Consider the following 17,871-nt stretch of genomic DNA (forward strand, 5'->3'; position numbering starts at 1 on the left):
ATGGATTCGCAACGCAATCTTTTAGTCATCGCTTTGCTGTTCGTGTCTTTCATGATCTGGCAAGCCTGGGAGCAGGATAAAAACCCGCAACCTCAGGTCCAACAGACCACGCAGACAACGACCACCGCAGCGGGTAGCGCCGCCGACCAGGGCGTACCGGCCAGTGGCCAGGGGAAACTGATCTCGGTTAAAACCGATGTGCTTGATCTGACCATCAACACCCGTGGTGGTGATGTTGAGCAGGCCCTGCTGCCGGCTTACCCGAAAGAGCTGAACTCTACCCAGCCATTCCAGCTGCTGGAAACCTCACCGCAGTTTATTTATCAGGCTCAGAGCGGTCTGACCGGTCGTGATGGCCCGGATAACCCGGCTAACGGCCCGCGTCCGCTGTATAACGTCGAAAAAGATGCTTATGTACTGGCTGATGGCCAAAATGAATTGCAGGTGCCGATGACGTATACCGACGCGGCAGGCAACACGTTTACCAAAACGTTTGTCCTGAAACGTGGTGATTACGCTGTCAACGTCAACTACAACGTGCAGAACGCTGGCGAAAAACCGCTGGAGATCTCCACCTTTGGTCAGTTGAAGCAATCCATCAATCTACCGCCGCATCTCGACACTGGAAGCAGCAACTTTGCACTGCACACCTTCCGTGGCGCAGCATACTCCACGCCTGACGAGAAGTACGAGAAATACAAGTTCGATACTATTGCTGATAACGAAAACCTGAACATCTCTTCGAAAGGGGGTTGGGTAGCGATGCTGCAACAGTATTTCGCGACTGCGTGGATCCCGCATAACGACGGTACTAACAACTTCTACACCGCTAATCTGGGCAACGGCATCGCTGCTATCGGCTATAAATCTCAGCCGGTACTGGTTCAGCCGGGTCAGACTGGCGCGATGAACAGCACCCTGTGGGTTGGCCCGGAAATTCAGGATAAAATGGCAGCCGTTGCTCCGCACCTGGATCTGACCGTGGATTACGGTTGGTTGTGGTTCATCTCTCAGCCGCTGTTCAAATTACTGAAATGGATCCATAGCTTTGTGGGTAACTGGGGCTTCTCCATTATCATCATCACCTTTATCGTTCGTGGCATCATGTACCCGCTGACCAAAGCGCAGTACACCTCCATGGCGAAGATGCGTATGCTGCAGCCGAAGATTCAGGCGATGCGCGAGCGTCTGGGCGATGACAAACAGCGAATCAGCCAGGAAATGATGGCGCTGTACAAAGCTGAGAAGGTTAACCCGCTGGGCGGCTGCTTCCCGCTGCTGATTCAGATGCCCATCTTCCTGGCGTTGTACTACATGCTGATGGGTTCCGTTGAACTGCGCCAGGCGCCGTTTGCACTGTGGATCCACGACCTGTCAGCACAGGACCCGTACTACATCCTGCCGATCCTGATGGGCGTAACGATGTTCTTCATTCAGAAGATGTCGCCGACCACCGTAACCGACCCGATGCAGCAGAAGATCATGACCTTTATGCCGGTCATCTTCACCGTGTTCTTCCTGTGGTTCCCGTCAGGTCTGGTGCTGTACTATATCGTCAGCAACCTGGTTACCATTATTCAGCAGCAGCTGATTTACCGTGGTCTGGAAAAACGTGGTCTGCATAGCCGCGAGAAGAAAAAATCCTGATTCGGTAAGTTTTCGCTAAAATAAGGGCGGTCAGTTGACCGCCTTTTTTCTTTTCGTAGGGCGGATAAGCACCGCGCATCCGCCACACAAAGCAACAGGAACATCATGAGCGATAATGACACTATCGTAGCCCAGGCCACGCCTCCGGGACGTGGCGGCGTTGGCATCCTGCGCATTTCCGGCCTCAAAGCCCGTGAAGTTGCCGAAACCGTGCTGGGTAAACTGCCTAAGCCGCGCTACGCCGATTATCTTCCGTTTAAAGACGCCGACGACAGCGTGCTCGATCAGGGGATTGCGCTATGGTTCCCTGGCCCAAATTCATTTACCGGTGAAGATGTACTGGAACTGCAAGGTCATGGCGGTCCGGTGATCCTCGACCTGCTGTTAAAACGCATTTTGACCATTCCTGGCCTGCGAATTGCCCGCCCCGGTGAGTTTTCCGAACGCGCGTTTCTTAACGATAAACTCGATTTGGCCCAGGCCGAAGCAATCGCCGATCTTATCGACGCCAGCTCGGAACAGGCGGCCCGCTCGGCGCTAAACTCGCTGCAAGGCGCGTTCTCCGCGCGAGTTAACCATCTGGTGGAAGCCCTCACCCACTTGCGCATTTACGTCGAAGCGGCAATTGATTTCCCTGATGAAGAGATCGATTTCCTCTCCGACGGCAAAATTGAAGCCCAACTCAATGATGTGATTGCCGATCTCGACGCGGTACGCGCAGAAGCGCGTCAGGGCAGCCTGTTGCGCGAAGGGATGAAAGTCGTGATTGCCGGGCGTCCAAACGCGGGTAAATCGAGCCTGTTAAACGCGCTGGCAGGCCGTGAAGCGGCAATCGTAACCGATATCGCCGGAACCACGCGTGACGTGCTGCGTGAGCATATCCACATTGACGGGATGCCGCTGCATATCATCGATACCGCCGGGCTACGTGAAGCCAGCGATGAAGTAGAACGCATTGGTATCGAGCGGGCGTGGCAAGAAATTGAACAAGCCGATCGCGTTCTGTTTATGGTTGATGGCACCACCACGGACGCCGTTGATCCAGCAGAGATCTGGCCGGAATTTATCGCCCGCCTGCCTGCAAAACTGCCGATCACCGTCGTGCGCAATAAAGCCGATATCACCGGCGAAACGCTGGGGATGAGTGAAGTGAACGGTCACGCGTTAATTCGTCTTTCGGCACGGACTGGCGAAGGTGTGGACGTGTTGCGTAACCATCTCAAACAGAGCATGGGCTTTGACACCAACATGGAAGGCGGCTTCCTGGCGCGTCGTCGTCACTTACAGGCGCTGGAACAGGCGGCAGAGCATCTGCAACAGGGTAAAGCGCAACTGTTAGGTGCCTGGGCTGGCGAGCTGCTGGCGGAAGAGTTGCGCCTGGCGCAGCAGAACTTAAGCGAAATCACCGGGGAATTTACTTCTGACGACCTGCTGGGGCGGATTTTCTCCAGCTTCTGTATCGGTAAGTAACCCCCACATACGAAGCCGCATCCTGATTGCCTGATGCGGCTTCGTTTTTTGTATGTACTATTATTTTGATAAAAATTAAAAATCTCCCGCAATTTATTATCCTTAAACTGGTGTTTAATATTGTATCGCGATCGTTTGTGATTCGATTCACATTTAAACAATTTCAGAATAGACAAAAACCTTGAGTATTATACTGTAGCGTCGTGTCTTTCGAGGATAAGTGCATTATGAATATCTTACATATATGTGTGACCTCAAAATGGTTCAATATCGACAACAAGATTGTTGATCATCGCCCTTGATTTGCCCTTCTATAACCATCACCAGCGCCAAACCGATTAGATTCAATGTGATCTATTAGTTTGCTACGTCTTTATTTTGTCATTTATACAGGTTGTTACTGGTTTAATTACTATTTCACGTGAATAGGTACACTTGTATATATATAAATGGCAAATCAATGGATATTGCAGACTCAATATTCACAGGGAACACTGTAATTAAAATAAATGAAGGATTATGTAATGGAAAACTTTAAACATCTCCCTGAACCGTTCCGCATTCGTGTTATCGAACCAGTAAAACGCACAACCCGTGCTTACCGTGAAGAAGCAATTATTAAATCCGGTATGAATCCCTTCCTGCTGGATAGCGAAGATGTATTTATCGATTTACTGACCGACAGTGGTACCGGGGCAGTGACGCAGAACATGCAGGCAGCGATGATGCGCGGCGACGAAGCTTACAGCGGTAGCCGCAGTTACTACGCGTTAGCTGAATCAGTAAAAAATATTTTTGGCTATCAATACACTATTCCAACTCACCAGGGCCGCGGCGCCGAGCAAATCTATATTCCGGTGCTGATTAAAAAGCGCGAGCAGGAAAAAGGCCTGGATCGCAGCAAAATGGTGGCGTTCTCTAACTATTTCTTTGATACCACTCAGGGCCATAGCCAGATCAATGGTTGTACCGTGCGTAACGTCTATATCAAAGAAGCGTTTGATACCGGCGTACGTTACGACTTTAAAGGCAACTTTGACCTCGAAGGATTAAAACGCGGTATTGAAGAAGTTGGTCCGAATAACGTGCCATATATTGTCGCCACCATTACCAGTAACTCCGCAGGCGGTCAGCCGGTTTCACTGGCGAACATGAAAGCGATGTACAGTATCGCGAAGAAATATGACATTCCGGTGGTGATGGACTCCGCACGCTTCGCCGAAAACGCCTATTTCATCAAGCAGCGTGAAGCAGAATACAAAGACTGGACTATCGAGCAGATCACTCGCGAAACCTACAAATATGCCGATATGCTGGCAATGTCCGCCAAGAAAGATGCGATGGTGCCGATGGGCGGCTTGTTGTGCGTGAAAGATGACAGCTTCTTTGATGTCTATACCGAGTGCAGAACCCTTTGCGTGGTTCAGGAAGGCTTCCCGACTTACGGCGGCCTGGAAGGCGGTGCAATGGAGCGTCTGGCCGTTGGCTTGTATGACGGTATGAACCTTGACTGGCTGGCCTATCGCATTGCGCAAGTGCAGTATCTGGTCGATGGTCTGGAAGAGATTGGCGTTGTTTGCCAGCAGGCTGGCGGTCACGCGGCATTCGTTGATGCTGGAAAACTGTTGCCGCATATCCCGGCAGACCAGTTCCCGGCACAGGCGCTGGCGTGCGAGCTGTATAAAGTCGCCGGTATCCGTGCGGTAGAAATTGGCTCTTTCCTGTTAGGTCGCGATCCGAAAACCGGTAAACAATTGCCGTGCCCGGCTGAACTGCTGCGTTTAACTATTCCACGTGCGACTTACACTCAAACGCATATGGACTTCATTATTGAAGCCTTTAAGCATGTGAAAGAGAACGCGGCGAATATTAAAGGGTTAACCTTTACTTACGAACCGAAAGTATTGCGTCACTTCACCGCAAAACTAAAAGAAGTTTAATTAATACATTCAGAGTGGCTATAAGGATGTTAGCCACTCTCATTCCCTACATCCTCAATAACAAAAATAGCCTTCCTCTAAAGGTGGCATTATGACTGATCAAGCAGAAAAAAAGCACTCTGCATTTTGGGGTGTTATGGTTATAGCAGGTACAGTAATCGGTGGAGGTATGTTTGCTTTACCTGTTGATCTTGCCGGCGCCTGGTTCTTTTGGGGTGCCTTTATCCTTATCATTGCCTGGTTTTCAATGCTTCATTCCGGGTTATTGTTATTAGAAGCGAATTTAAATTATCCCGTCGGATCCAGTTTTAACACCATCACCAAAGATTTAATCGGCAACACCTGGAACATTATTAGCGGTATAACCGTTGCCTTCGTTCTCTATATTCTCACTTACGCTTATATCTCTGCTAATGGCGCAATCATTAGCGAAACAATATCGATGAATTTAGACTATCACGCAAATCCACGCATTGTCGGGATCTGCACAGCCATTTTCGTCGCCTGCGTACTGTGGATAAGTTCGTTAGCCGCCAGCCGTATAACCTCATTGTTCCTCGGGCTGAAGATTATCTCCTTTGTGATCGTGTTTGGTTCTTTCTTCTTCCAGGTTGATTATTCCATTCTGCGCGATTCCACCAGCACCACTGCGGGAACGTCTTACTTCCCGTATATATTTATGGCTTTGCCGGTGTGTCTGGCGTCATTCGGTTTCCACGGCAATATACCCAGCCTGATTATTTGCTATGGAAAACGTAAAGATAAGTTAATCAAAAGCGTGGTGCTTGGTTCGCTGCTGGCGTTGGTGATTTATCTCTTCTGGTTGTACTGCACAATGGGGAATATTCCGCGTGAAAGCTTTAAAGCGATTATCTCTTCAGGCGGCAACGTCGATTCGCTGGTAAAATCGTTCCTCGGCACCAAACAGCGTGGCATTATCGAGTTTTGTTTGTTGGTGTTCTCAAACTTAGCGGTTGCCAGTTCGTTCTTTGGCGTCACGCTGGGATTGTTCGATTATCTGGCGGATCTGTTTAAGATTGATAACTCCCACGCCGGGCGTTTCAAAACCGTACTGTTAACCTTCCTGCCACCCGCTTTGTTGTATCTTATCTTCCCAAATGGCTTTATTTACGGGATTGGCGGTGCCGGGCTGTGCGCCACTATCTGGGCAGTAATTATCCCCGCTGTACTGGCAATCAAAGCCCGCAAGAAGTTTCCTAACCAGATGTTCACTGTTTGGGGCGGTAATGTTATTCCGGCGATTGTTATTCTCTTTGGCATAACCGTAATTTTGTGCTGGTTTGGTAACGTCTTTAACGTGTTACCTAAATTTGGCTGACCCCTTCAAGAAGCCAGCCATTCGCTGGCTTCTTGCCTGCCAGGAAATCTCTTTTGTCCAAATGGCAACTCGCCTGATTCTCCTGCACCACGTATGCTTTGCATCACTTTTCCATCAGGACGCTTTAGCCCATGTCCCGCTTTTTGATTTGTAGTTTTGCCCTGGTTTTACTCTATCCCGCAGGTATTGATATGTATCTGGTCGGCTTACCGCGCATCGCCGCCGATCTCAACGCCAGCGAAGCGCAGTTGCATATTGCGTTCTCGGTTTATCTGACAGGGATGGCGACAGCAATGTTGTTTGCCGGTAAAGTGGCCGATCGCTCAGGGAGAAAACCTGTCGCTATACCCGGCGCGGCGCTATTTATTATCGCCTCGATATTCTGCTCACTGGCTGAAACCAGCACGTTATTTCTTGCAGGGCGATTTCTGCAGGGGCTCGGCGCGGGCTGTTGTTACGTGGTAGCATTCGCGATTTTACGCGACACGCTGGACGATCGACGTCGGGCAAAAGTGTTGTCATTACTTAATGGTATTACCTGCATCATTCCGGTGTTAGCACCAGTGCTCGGACACCTGATTATGCTTAAATTCCCATGGCAGAGCCTGTTCTGGACGATGACAATAATGGGCGTTGCAGTTCTCATGTTGTCTTTGTTTATTTTAAAAGAAACGCGCCCTGCCGCACCTGCAACGTCGAACAAACCACAAGAAAATACCGAGTCGTTGCTTAACCGTTTTTTCCTCAGCCGGGTGCTCATCACGACGTTAAGTGTTTCAGTCATTCTCACCTTTGTGAACACATCACCGGTATTGTTGATGGAGATAATGGGTTTCAAACGCGGAGAATATGCCACAATTATGGCGCTGACCGCAGGCGTCAGCATGACCGTATCGTTCTCCACACCATTTGCATTGGGAATATTTAAGCCGCGCACGCTGATGATCGCCTCGCAGGTGTTATTCCTGGCGGCGGGGATCACCCTTGCCGTTTCACCTTCCCATGCGGTTTCTCTGTTTGGTATCACGCTGATTTGCGCCGGTTTCTCGGTAGGTTTTGGCGTCGCAATGAGTCAGGCATTAGGACCGTTTTCACTACGGGCTGGCGTAGCCAGCTCGACGTTAGGCATTGCGCAAGTTTGTGGTTCGTCACTGTGGATATGGCTGGCGGCCGTGGTTGGCGTCGGCGCATGGAATATGCTGATCGGGATTCTGATTGCCTGTAGCATAGTGAGCCTGTTGCTGATTATGCTCGTCGCGCCTGGACGCACCGTTGCCGCTCATGAAGAAATCCATCACCACGCTTGATCTCAATTTGCTGCTTTGTCTGCAACTGCTGATGCAGGAGCGCAGTGTGACCAAAGCAGCAAAGCGAATGAATGTCACCCCTTCGGCGGCGAGCAAATCATTAGCAAAACTACGAGCGTGGTTTGATGATCCTTTATTTATCAATTCACCGCTCGGACTGACGCCGACGCCGCTGATGATCAGCATGGAGCAGAATCTGGCGGAGTGGATGCAAATGAGCAACCAGTTGTTGGATAAACCACACCACGAAATGCCATACGGCCTGAAATTTGAGCTGGCGGCGGAGTCGCCGTTGATGATGATTATGCTTAATGCTTTGTCTCAGCAGATCTACCAGCGTTACCCTCAGGCAACCATCAAACTGCGTAACTGGGGTTACGACTCTCTGGATGCCATTATTCGTGGCGAAGTGGATATTGGTTTTTCTGGTCGGGAAAGTCATCCACGTTCGCGGGAACAGCTCAGCCTGTTGCCGTTATCTATTGATTATGAAGTATTATTCACTGACTCACCCTGTGTCTGGCTACGGGAAGATCATCCGGCACTGGACGAAGAGTGGAATCTGGATACCTTTCTGCGATATCCACATATCAGCATTTGTTGGGAACAGAGCGACACCTGGGCGCTGGACAATGTATTGCAGGAGTCAGGACGCGAACGCACAATTGCCATGAGTCTGCCAGAATTCGAGCAGTCGCTGTTTATGGCTGCACAACCCGATAACCTACTGCTGGCGACCGCGCCACGCTATTGCCAGTACTACAACCAGCTCCATCAACTACCGTTGGTTGCCCTTCCTCTCCCGTTTGACGAAGCCCAGCAAAAAAAGCTGGAAGTGCCGTTTACTCTACTGTGGCACAAACGGAACAGCCATAACCCGAAGATTGTCTGGTTACGCGAAACCATTAAAGATCTTTACATCTCAATGCGCTAATTTTGCCTGATGGGACGCAACCATTTTCCGCAGCAAAATGTAAAAATCATGTAATAACATTGTCTGAATCGAACTTTTTGCCGCTTTCGCCTGTCCATTGTTCCTGTAAATGATTACTCTTGTATTCATAATGGACCATTAAGCATGGAGCGAAAAATGGCAACTCATTTTGCCCGAGGGATTTTAACGGAAGGACACCTGATCTCTGTTCGTCTCCCCTCCCAGTGTCATCAAGAAGCCCGGAATCTTCCCCCTCATCGTCAAAGTCGTTTTCTGGCATCCAGAGGTTTACTCGCAGAACTGATGTTCATGCTATATGGCATTAGCGAATTACCGGAAATCGTCATTCAGAATAAGGGAAAGCCGGTTTTTCGCGATAGCAACTTGCCTGCATTTTCAATTTCCTATGCCGGAAATATGATTGGCGTGGCGCTCGCAACAGAGGGGGAATGTGGCCTCGATATGGAGTTACAGCGAGCGACCCGCAGTTTTCATAGTCCTCACGCTCCCGATAACCCTATTTTTTCCAGCAACGAAACGCTGTGGATCAGTAAGCAAAACGATCCTAACGAAGCGCGAGCGCAACTCATCACTTTGCGCCGAAGCGTGCTAAAACTTACCGGTGATGTATTGAATGACGATCCGCGCGATCTGCAATTGATGCCTATTGCGGGACGCCTGAAATGTGCTCATGTAAATCATGTAGAAGCGTTATGCGACGCAGAGGACGTACTGGTGTGGTCTGTTGCGGCGACCCCCGCGATCGAAAAACTTAATGTCTGGCAGTTCGATGGCAAGCTCGGTTGGAAAACATTGCCTGACATACATAGCCGCGCCAATAACCCAACCGGACGTCTGATGCGCTTTGCCCAGCTCTCTACCGTGAAGTCTTTTTCACCAAATTGATAGACAACCACAGGAGTTATTATGTCTGAAAAATTGAAGGTGGTTACATTACTGGGGAGCCTGCGCAAAGGTTCATTTAATGGCATGGTTGCACGTACGCTGCCGAAAATTGCTCCGGCAAGTATGGAGGTTAATGCATTGCCTTCCATTGCTGATATTCCCTTGTATGACGCAGACGTACAGCAGGAAGACGGTTTTCCAGCGACAGTTGAAGCTCTGGCGGAACAGATACGTCAGGCCGATGGTGTCGTCATCGTGACGCCGGAATATAACTACTCAGTACCCGGAGGGCTGAAAAATGCCATCGACTGGCTTTCCCGCCTGCCGGACCAGCCATTAGCCGGTAAACCGGTGTTGATTCAGACCTGTTCAATGGGCGTGATTGGCGGCGCACGTTGTCAGTACCACTTACGTCAGATTCTGGTCTTCCTCGATGCAATGGTGATGAACAAGCCAGAATTTATGGGCGGCGTGATTCAGAACAAAGTTGATCCACAGACGGGCGAAGTGATTGATCAGGGAACGCTGGATCATCTGGCCGGGCAATTGACCGCATTTGGTGAGTTTATTCAGCGGGTGAAAAACTAAATAAAAAACCCGCCAGCAATAACACATGGCGGGTTTTTAGCGTCCTGTCGATTTTAATGTGCGTCAATAAACACAATCTTCAGCACAAACAGCAGAGCAACTACGACGACGCACGGACTAAGGTCACGCAGACGCCCGGTGCCGATTTTCATTACGCAGTAGGAGATAAAGCCCAACGCGATACCTTCGGTAATCGAGAAGCTGAACGGCATCATCACCGCGGTAATAAACGCCGGAACAGATTCAGTGAGATCCTGCCATTTCACGCGAGCAAGACTTGAAGTCATCAGTACGCCAACGTAAATCAACGCCCCCGCCGCGGCGTAGCCAGGCACCATTCCCGCCAGCGGAGATAAGAAAATAACCAGCAGGAACAGCAGGCCGACAACCACTGCCGTCAGACCGGTACGTCCGCCAACGGAAACGCCGGAAGAGGACTCAATATACGCAGTAACGGAAGAAGTACCGATAAACGAACCTGTTACCGAGGAGATACTGTCAACATACAGTGCCTGCTTCATGCGCGGGAATTTACCTTTCTCATCCGCCAGCCCGGCTTTATCGGTTACACCAATCAACGTCCCCGAAGAGTCAAACAAGTTGACCAGCATGAAAGAGAAAATTACTCCTGCCAGGCCCAGGTTGAATGACCCGGCTAAATCTACATGACCCACAACTGTCATCACGCTCGGCGGCGCAGAGACAATGCCGTTGTAGTGCACGTCTCCCAACATCCAGCCCAGCAACGTCGTCACCACAATGGAAACCAGCACTGCCGCGTGGATATTTCGCGAGGCCAGAATCGCAATGATGAAGAAACCGAGGATCCCCAGCAGCACGCTGTGGGAAGTCAGGTTACCGATACTCACCAGCGTTTCCGGGTTAGCGACAATCACGCCCGCGTTTTTCAACCCCATCATGCCAATGAACAGGCCGATACCGCTGGTAATGCCCACACGCAGACTCACCGGAATGTTGGCAATCATCCAGTAGCGAACGCGGAAAATCGTCAGCAGCAGTAGCCCCATCGCGCCCCAGAAGATTGCACCCATCCCGACTTGCCACGGCAGCCCCATAGCCTGCACGACAACAAAAGCGAAGAACGCATTGAGGCCCATTGCCGGGGCAAGCGCAACGGGCAGGTTTGCAAACACCCCCATCAGGATGCTGCCAAATGCAGCAATCAGACAGGTCGTGACGAAGACGGCGCTGGTGTCCATGCCAGCGACGCCCAGAATTTGCGGGTTAACAAAAACGATGTAAACCATCGTCAGGAAGGTGGTAAAACCAGCGATCACTTCGGTCCGTGCCGTCGTGCCATGTTCGCGTAGTTTAAACACGCGTTCCAGCATCCCCTGACCAGAAGTCTGGGTAGTGTGTTGTTGACTCATTATCTATTTCCGAACAAGGAGGGAAAATCCGTCGCTATCGTATACCAAAATGAGACAATAGGGACGTTTGAAGATAACTTTTTTTCATTGTATTTGCTTATACGGCAACGATTGCGTCACGCAAATCAGCATGACGAAAACGTTAAACTAACGATAAAGGAAAGACATGTCACAGATAGAAGCAGTATTTTTCGACTGCGACGGTACGCTGGTCGATAGCGAGATCATTTGCTCTCGCGCCTATGTCACGATGTTCAAAGAATTCGGTATTAGCGTCTCCTTTGAAGAGATTTTCACCCGCTTTAAAGGCGTAAAGCTCTACGAAATTATTGAAATCATCAGTAAAGAACAGGGCGTAGAAATGGTCCGTGCTGATGCCGAACGCGTTTATCGCGCAGAGGTAGCGCGTCTGTTTGATACAGAACTGGAGATGATTGCGGGAGCAAATGATTTGCTGGAAAGCGTAAAAGTGCCGATGTGCGTCGTCTCAAACGGTCCGGTTAACAAAATGCAGCATTCACTTGGCAAACTCAACATGCTGCACTACTTCCCGGAAAAACTGTTCAGCGGCTACGACATTCAGCGTTGGAAACCTGATCCAGCATTAATGTTCCATGCTGCGAAAGCAATGAATGTGAATGTTGAAAACTGCATTCTGGTCGATGACTCAGTTGCCGGTGCACAATCTGGTATCGACGCAGGTATGGAAGTGTTCTACTTCTGCGCCGACCCGCACAATAAGCCGATCGTTCATCCGAAAGTCACTACCTTTACCGATTTGGCGCAGTTGCCTGCGCTCTGGAAGGCGCGGGGCTGGGATATTACCACATAACGTTTCTCTCTCCCTTCACTTACCCGCTTAATCTGGCGTTCAAAGGTAAGCAAAGGGAGTTTGACATCACGCATTGTATTTTGCGTTTTCAGGGCCGTAGGAGTTTTGGTCGCTATCATTCGAAAACAGACTTTTTAAATTAACCGTCACGCTCTATTTTGTTTTTAATTTCCACGAGCAGACAGGACGTTTTATGACTCATAACACCAGACCGTTACCCATTTTCAAATATCATCCGCAACCACTGGAAACAGGTGCATTTAAGCAGGATAAGACCGTAGAGTGCGATTGCTGTGAACAAGAAACATCTGTTTATTACTCCAGCCCGTTTTATTGCGTTGATGAAATTGAATATCTCTGCCCCTGGTGCATTGCGGACGGTTCTGCGGCAGAAAAGTTTGCAGGTAGTTTTCAGGATGATACAAGCATCGAAGGCGTTGAATTTGAGTATGATGAAGAGGACGAATTTGCCGGTATTAAGGACACATATCCTGCTGAAATGCTGAAAGAGTTGGTTGAACGCACGCCTGGCTATCATGGATGGCAGCAGGAATTCTGGCTGGCACATTGTGGCGATTTCTGTGCTTTTATCGGCTATGTGGGCTGGGATGAGATAAAAAACCGCCTTGATGAATTCGCCAACCTTGAAGAAAATTGTGAAAATTTCGGAATTAGAAGCTTGGATCTGGCGAAATGCCTGCAAAACGGCGGCCATTGTCAGGGTTATCTCTTCCGCTGTCTCCACTGCGGCAAGCTGAGACTATGGGGAGATTTTTCGTAAGACTATAAAGCCCGGTAAATATACTGGACACATTGCCGGATGCGGCGTAACGCCTTATCCGGCCTACGATTCGCGTTACTCTTTCGGATCTTTCCCCGCCAGCAGCTTATCCAGCTCATCACCACCAACGTGACGGAAATCCTGTCCCTTCACGTAGTAGAAAATGTATTCGCAGATATTCTGGCAGCGGTCGCCGATACGTTCGATAGAGCGCGCACAGAACAGCGCGGTAAGTACGCTCGGAATGGTCCGTGAATCTTCCATCATGTAGGTCATCAACTGACGAACAATCCCTTCGTACTCCTGATCGACTTTTTTATCTTCACGATAGATTCGTACGGCTTCGTCAATGTCCATGCGCGCGAACGCATCCAGCACGTCGTGCAGCATCTGAATAGTATGACGGCCCAGCGACTCCAGACTTACCAGCAATGGCTGATGCTGCTGGGAGAATTTCTCCAGCGCAGTACGGCAGATTTTATCCGCCACGTCACCAATACGCTCCAGCTCGGCAATGGTTTTACTGATTACCATCACCAGACGCAGGTCGCTCGCCGTCGGCTGACGTTTAGCGATAATGCGCACGCAGGCTTCATCGATCGCCACTTCCATCATGTTGACGTTTTTGTCGCCTTCGATGACTCGCTTCGCCAGCTCACTGTCCTGGTTATGCATCGCGGTGATGGCATCAGAAAGCTGCTGCTCCACCATGCCGCCCATGGTCATCACCTGCGTGCGGATGCTTTCCAGTTCGGCGTTGAACTGGCCGGAAATATGTTTATTAAGATTGAGACTGTCCATAACGCACTCCTGAATCAACCGTAACGACCGGTGATGTAGTCTTCTGTTTGTTTCTTCGCGGGCTTGGTGAACAGATCGTCCGTGTTGCTGAACTCAATCAACTCGCCCAGGTACATAAACGCCGTGTGATCGGAACAACGCGCAGCTTGCTGCATGTTGTGGGTGACGATCACCACGGTGTAATCCTGCTTCAGTTCGGTAATCAGCTCTTCAATACGCCCGGTAGATATAGGGTCGAGCGCCGAACACGGTTCGTCAAGCAGCAACACTTCCGGGCGAATGGCGATACCACGCGCAATACACAGACGCTGTTGCTGCCCCCCAGAGAGAGAGTAACCACTCTGGTGCAATTTATCTTTGGTTTCGTTCCACAATGCGGCTTTGGTCAATGCCCACTGCACGCGCTCGTCCATATCAGCACGGGAGAGTTTCTCAAACAGACGCACGCCAAAAGCGATGTTGTCATAGATGGACATCGGGAACGGCGTCGGTTTCTGGAACACCATGCCTACTTTCGCACGCAGCAGGGCGATATCCTGAGTGTTGGTCAGAATATTGTCGCCATCGAGCAAAATTTCACCTTCCGCACGCTGCTCTGGATACAGTTCAAACATTTTGTTGAAAGTACGCAGCAGCGTCGATTTACCGCAGCCGGACGGCCCGATAAACGCCGTAACCTGGTTTTTGGCGATATCCAGGTTGATGTTTTTCAGGGCATGGAATTTGCCGTAGTAGAAGTTCAAATTACGAACCTGAATTTTACTCGGGGCAGTTTCAACCATACTCATTGCAATCTTTTCCTCATCGTGCCTGATGCACTTCGCGAATCAGGCTTACCGTAGGCCGGATAAGACGTTCACGCCACATCCGGCAAAGTGTTAACCGTGTTTCTTCTTGGCAAAAACAACGCGCGCCAGAATGTTCAGCAGCAGGACGCACAGGGTAATAATCAACACCCCGGCCCAGGCCAGTTGCTGCCATTCCGCAAACGGGCTCATCGCAAACTTAAAGATCGTCACCGGCAGGTTGGCGATCGGCTGCATCATGTCCGTGCTCCAGAACTGGTTGGAAAGCGCGGTAAACAGCAGTGGCGCGGTTTCACCAGCAATACGGGCAATCGCCAGCAGGATACCAGTCATAATCCCGGACACCGACGCTTTCAGCGTAATCGCGGAGATCATCTTCCATTTCGGCGTGCCCAGCGCATAAGCCGCTTCACGCAGGCTGTCCGGCACCAGTTTCAGCATGTTCTCGGTGGTGCGGATAACAATCGGCACCTGCAACAGCGCCAGCGCAATCACGCCCGCCCAACCGGAGAAGTGCTCCATCTGCGCCACCACGATGGTGTAGACAAACAGACCAACCACAATCGACGGCGCGGAGAGCAAAATGTCGTTAATGAAGCGAATCACTTCTGCCAGCCAGGATTTACGGCCATATTCCGCCAGATAAATCCCCGCCATAATGCCCAGCGGCGTACCGAATACGGTGGCCCACAAAATTAACAGACCGCTACCCGCCAGGGCGTTCGCCAGACCACCGCCTTCTGTATTGGGCGGTGGTGTCATTTCGGTGAATAGCGCCAGCGACATACCGTCAATACCGCGGGTGATGGTGGACATTAAAATCCAGATCAGCCAGAACAGGCCGAAGGCCATCGTCGCCATTGAGAGCGTCAACGCAATACGGTTTTTGAGGCGGCGACGCGCTTGCATTTTGCGGCGGGATTCCGCCAGCGCCGCAGTGGTTTGCATTTCAACCATAGCCATTAGCGTGCCCCCTCATTCTTAGCCAGGCGCATAATCATCAACTTCGATGCGGCGAGGACGATGAAGGTAATCACAAACAGGATCAGACCCAGTTCCATCAGAGCAGCCACGTGCAGACCAGATTCTGCCTCGGCAAATTCGTTCGCCAGCGCAGAGGTGATACTGTTGCCCGGCATGTACAGCGAGGCGCTGTCGAGCTGGTAGGTGTTACCGATGATAAAGGTCACCGCCATGGTTTCACCGAGCGCGCGCCCCAGACCCAGCATAATGCCGCCGATAACGCCATTTTTGGTGAACGGAAGAACGATACGCCAGATAACTTCCCAGGTGGTGCAGCCAATACCGTAGGCCGACTCTTTCATCATCACCGGGGTTTGTTCGAATACATCGCGCATTACCGCCGCAATGTACGGAATGATCATGATGGCGAGGATCACGCCTGCCGCAAGGATACCGATGCCAAAGGCCGGGCCGGAGAACAGCGCGCCGACAATCGGGATATTCGACATGATATTGCCGACCGGCTCCTGGAAGTAAACGGCGAACAGCGGCGCAAAGATAAACAGGCCCCACATGCCGTACACGATACTTGGAATGGCTGCCAGCAGTTCAATGGCGATACCCAGCGGGCGCTTCAACCAGCCTGGCGCAAGCTCAGTCAGGAACAGGGCGATGCCGAAACTCACCGGAACGGCAATCAACAGCGCAATAAACGAGGTCACCAGCGTACCGTAGATTGGCACCAGCGCCCCGTAAATATCGTTCGGCGCATCCCACTCTTTGGTCCACAGGAAAGCCAGACCAAATTTCTGAATGCTCGGCCAGGAGGAGATGATCAGAGAGACAATAATGCCACCCAACATCAATAGCACAATCAGCGCCGCCAGTTTTACCAGCACGCTGAAAATTATGTCGCCCTTTTTACCCGGTGGGTTAAAAGCAGGCTTGGTTGCAGCCATAAGTTACTCTTCAGTTAAACGCGTTTACAAAGTCATTTTGTAATGCCGGATGCGGCGTTAACGCCTTATCCGGCCAGGTGTTTTATTAGTACAGCGGCTTACCGCTACTGTCTTTAATATTGGTCTTCCACGCAGCGCGAACCTGTTCAACGACGCTCTCCGGCAGGCTGGCATAATCCAGGTCGTTCGCCTGTTTAGCCCCGGTTTTGTACGCCCAGTCGAAGAACTTCAGCACTTCTACGCCCTGCTCTGGTTTCTTCTGATCTTTGTGGACCAGAATGAACGTGGTAGAGGTGATAGGCCACGCATCTTCGCCTTTCTGGTTAGTCAGATCCTGAGCAAATGTTTTGCTCCAGTCTGCGCCTTTTGCCGCATTCGCGAAGTTTTCTTCAGTCGGGGCGACAGGTTTACCATCAGCGGAGATCAGTTTGGTGTAGGCGAGATTGTTCTGCTTGGCGTAAGCATATTCAACGTAACCAATCGCCCCAGGCAGACGCTGAACAAACGCAGCGATACCATCGTTACCTTTACCACCCAGTCCCGTCGGCCAGTTTACGGTAGAGCCAGAACCGACTTTGTTTTTCCACTCTTCGTTCACTTTTGCCAGATAGCTGGTGAAGACGAAGGATGTACCGGAGCCATCAGCGCGGCGCACCACAGCAATGTTCTGTGAAGGCAGTTTCAGACCCGGGTTCAATTTGACGATAGCTTCATCATCCCACTTTTTGATTTTACCCAGATAGATATCGCCGAGGGTTTTACCATCCAGCACCAGTTCACCAGATTTCAGACCCGGCAGATTAACCGCCAGCACCACGCCGCCAATCACGGTCGGGAACTGGAACAGACCTTCCTGGGCCAGTTTTTCGTCAGACAGTGGCGCATCAGACGCACCAAAATCTACGGTGTTAGCGATAATCTGTTTTACGCCACCGGAAGAACCGATACCCTGGTAGTTAACTTTATTACCGGTTTCTTTCTGGTAAGTGTCAGCCCATTTGGCATACACCGGCGCAGGGAATGTTGCACCTGCGCCTGTCAGGCTCGCTTCTGCAAAAACAGAGAAAGCGCTCATCGATAAGGTCGCGGCGACAACAGTTGCGACGGTGGTACGCATAACTTTCATAATGTCTCCTGGGAGGATTCATAAAGCATTGTTTGTTGGCTACGAGAAGCAAAATAGGACAAACAGGTGACAGTTATATGT

Annotated in this window: 17 protein-coding genes; 11 read left to right on the top strand and 6 right to left on the bottom strand. The window is 50.6% G+C overall.

The window, feature by feature from the left end; all coding sequences use genetic code 11:
* The 9 genes from yidC to yieF all read left to right on the top strand — a co-directional run bounded on the left by yidC (position 1) and on the right by yieF (position 10,131).
* A complete protein-coding gene (gene yidC / locus PS053_RS14255; RefSeq protein WP_059217667.1) occupies positions 1-1,647 on the top strand; it encodes a membrane protein insertase YidC in 1,647 nt (548 codons plus the stop codon).
* A gap of 105 nt (positions 1,648-1,752) precedes the next feature.
* Positions 1,753-3,117 carry a tRNA uridine-5-carboxymethylaminomethyl(34) synthesis GTPase MnmE gene (gene mnmE / locus PS053_RS14260; RefSeq protein WP_059239851.1) on the top strand — a complete coding sequence of 455 codons (1,365 nt, stop codon included), beginning with the start codon at positions 1,753-1,755 and terminating at the stop codon, positions 3,115-3,117.
* 227 nt (positions 3,118-3,344) lie between these two features.
* Positions 3,345-3,419, top strand: a complete 75-nt coding sequence (tnaC, locus tag PS053_RS14265; protein WP_001364348.1) for a tryptophanase leader peptide — start codon at positions 3,345-3,347, stop codon at positions 3,417-3,419.
* 222 nt (positions 3,420-3,641) lie between these two features.
* The gene (tnaA, locus tag PS053_RS14270; protein WP_273774131.1) at positions 3,642-5,057 is read left to right on the top strand and encodes a tryptophanase; all 1,416 of its coding nucleotides are present in this window, start codon (positions 3,642-3,644) and stop codon (positions 5,055-5,057) included.
* A gap of 91 nt (positions 5,058-5,148) precedes the next feature.
* On the top strand, positions 5,149-6,396 hold the full coding sequence (gene tnaB, locus PS053_RS14275) for a low affinity tryptophan permease TnaB (RefSeq protein ID WP_000131897.1): 1,248 nt from the start codon (positions 5,149-5,151) through the stop codon (positions 6,394-6,396).
* Between the two features lie 131 nt (positions 6,397-6,527).
* Positions 6,528-7,703, top strand: coding sequence for a multidrug efflux MFS transporter MdtL (gene mdtL / locus PS053_RS14280; RefSeq protein WP_059224776.1), 1,176 nt, complete (start codon positions 6,528-6,530; stop codon positions 7,701-7,703).
* Entirely contained in the window at positions 7,678-8,637 is a 960-nt protein-coding gene (gene yidZ / locus PS053_RS14285; RefSeq protein ID WP_010343092.1) for an HTH-type transcriptional regulator YidZ, read from the top strand. Before mdtL ends, yidZ begins: the two co-directional genes overlap by 26 nt.
* 156 nt (positions 8,638-8,793) lie before the next feature.
* Positions 8,794-9,543 (top strand): 4'-phosphopantetheinyl transferase family protein, encoded by a 750-nt coding sequence (locus PS053_RS14290; protein WP_010331503.1) that lies wholly within the window; start codon positions 8,794-8,796, stop codon positions 9,541-9,543.
* Between the two features lie 21 nt (positions 9,544-9,564).
* Positions 9,565-10,131 carry a class I chromate reductase YieF gene (gene yieF, locus PS053_RS14295; protein ID WP_001291120.1) on the top strand — a complete coding sequence of 189 codons (567 nt, stop codon included), beginning with the start codon at positions 9,565-9,567 and terminating at the stop codon, positions 10,129-10,131.
* 53 nt (positions 10,132-10,184) lie between these two features.
* On the opposite strand, the gene adeP is transcribed toward yieF, so the two are convergent.
* Positions 10,185-11,522, bottom strand: coding sequence for an adenine permease AdeP (adeP, locus tag PS053_RS14300; protein WP_010343090.1), 1,338 nt, complete (start codon positions 11,520-11,522; stop codon positions 10,185-10,187).
* 166 nt (positions 11,523-11,688) lie between these two features.
* Between adeP and yieH the strand changes: the two genes are divergently transcribed.
* Positions 11,689-12,354: a 6-phosphogluconate phosphatase gene (yieH, locus tag PS053_RS14305; RefSeq protein WP_000078036.1), complete on the top strand. Its 666-nt coding sequence runs from the start codon at positions 11,689-11,691 to the stop codon at positions 12,352-12,354.
* Between the two features lie 193 nt (positions 12,355-12,547).
* Positions 12,548-13,135 (top strand): PF03691 family colicin E2 tolerance protein CbrC, encoded by a 588-nt coding sequence (gene cbrC / locus PS053_RS14310; RefSeq protein WP_256879375.1) that lies wholly within the window; start codon positions 12,548-12,550, stop codon positions 13,133-13,135.
* A 75-nt stretch (positions 13,136-13,210) separates the two neighbouring features.
* On the opposite strand, the gene phoU is transcribed toward cbrC, so the two are convergent.
* The 5 genes from phoU to pstS form a co-directional block, all read right to left on the bottom strand.
* Positions 13,211-13,936, bottom strand: a complete 726-nt coding sequence (phoU, locus tag PS053_RS14315) for a phosphate signaling complex protein PhoU (protein WP_059219182.1) — start codon at positions 13,934-13,936, stop codon at positions 13,211-13,213.
* 14 nt (positions 13,937-13,950) lie between these two features.
* Positions 13,951-14,724 (bottom strand): phosphate ABC transporter ATP-binding protein PstB, encoded by a 774-nt coding sequence (gene pstB / locus PS053_RS14320; RefSeq protein WP_000063126.1) that lies wholly within the window; start codon positions 14,722-14,724, stop codon positions 13,951-13,953.
* Positions 14,725-14,814: 90 nt separating this feature from the next.
* Complete coding sequence (gene pstA / locus PS053_RS14325; RefSeq protein WP_001251990.1) at positions 14,815-15,705, bottom strand: phosphate ABC transporter permease PstA; 891 nt, start codon at positions 15,703-15,705, stop codon at positions 14,815-14,817.
* The gene (pstC, locus tag PS053_RS14330; protein WP_000741621.1) at positions 15,705-16,664 is read right to left on the bottom strand and encodes a phosphate ABC transporter permease PstC; all 960 of its coding nucleotides are present in this window, start codon (positions 16,662-16,664) and stop codon (positions 15,705-15,707) included. The genes pstA and pstC overlap by 1 nt, the downstream gene beginning before the upstream one ends.
* Positions 16,665-16,749: 85 nt before the next feature.
* Positions 16,750-17,790, bottom strand: a complete 1,041-nt coding sequence (pstS, locus tag PS053_RS14335) for a phosphate ABC transporter substrate-binding protein PstS (protein ID WP_000867169.1) — start codon at positions 17,788-17,790, stop codon at positions 16,750-16,752.
* Between the last annotated feature and the right edge of the window lie 81 nt (positions 17,791-17,871).

It is taken from the genome of Escherichia albertii (assembly GCF_028622335.1).
Classification (GTDB): Bacteria; Pseudomonadota; Gammaproteobacteria; order Enterobacterales; family Enterobacteriaceae; genus Escherichia; species Escherichia albertii.

Bases quoted from the DNA above. Each gene is read 5' to 3' on its own strand.
- phoU (WP_059219182.1), bottom strand. From the start codon at position 13,936: ATGGACAGTCTCAATCTTAATAAACATATTTCCGGCCAGTTCAACGCC.
- yieF (WP_001291120.1), top strand. From the start codon at position 9,565: ATGTCTGAAAAATTGAAGGTGGTTACATTACTGGGGAGCCTGCGCAAA.
- pstB (WP_000063126.1), bottom strand. From the start codon at position 14,724: ATGAGTATGGTTGAAACTGCCCCGAGTAAAATTCAGGTTCGTAATTTG.
- PS053_RS14290 (WP_010331503.1), top strand. From the start codon at position 8,794: ATGGCAACTCATTTTGCCCGAGGGATTTTAACGGAAGGACACCTGATC.
- adeP (WP_010343090.1), bottom strand. From the start codon at position 11,522: ATGAGTCAACAACACACTACCCAGACTTCTGGTCAGGGGATGCTGGAA.
- yidZ (WP_010343092.1), top strand. From the start codon at position 7,678: ATGAAGAAATCCATCACCACGCTTGATCTCAATTTGCTGCTTTGTCTG.
- pstA (WP_001251990.1), bottom strand. From the start codon at position 15,705: ATGGCTATGGTTGAAATGCAAACCACTGCGGCGCTGGCGGAATCCCGC.
- tnaA (WP_273774131.1), top strand. From the start codon at position 3,642: ATGGAAAACTTTAAACATCTCCCTGAACCGTTCCGCATTCGTGTTATC.
- yidC (WP_059217667.1), top strand. From the start codon at position 1: ATGGATTCGCAACGCAATCTTTTAGTCATCGCTTTGCTGTTCGTGTCT.
- yieH (WP_000078036.1), top strand. From the start codon at position 11,689: ATGTCACAGATAGAAGCAGTATTTTTCGACTGCGACGGTACGCTGGTC.
- mdtL (WP_059224776.1), top strand. From the start codon at position 6,528: ATGTCCCGCTTTTTGATTTGTAGTTTTGCCCTGGTTTTACTCTATCCC.
- mnmE (WP_059239851.1), top strand. From the start codon at position 1,753: ATGAGCGATAATGACACTATCGTAGCCCAGGCCACGCCTCCGGGACGT.
- tnaB (WP_000131897.1), top strand. From the start codon at position 5,149: ATGACTGATCAAGCAGAAAAAAAGCACTCTGCATTTTGGGGTGTTATG.
- pstC (WP_000741621.1), bottom strand. From the start codon at position 16,664: ATGGCTGCAACCAAGCCTGCTTTTAACCCACCGGGTAAAAAGGGCGAC.
- pstS (WP_000867169.1), bottom strand. From the start codon at position 17,790: ATGAAAGTTATGCGTACCACCGTCGCAACTGTTGTCGCCGCGACCTTA.
- cbrC (WP_256879375.1), top strand. From the start codon at position 12,548: ATGACTCATAACACCAGACCGTTACCCATTTTCAAATATCATCCGCAA.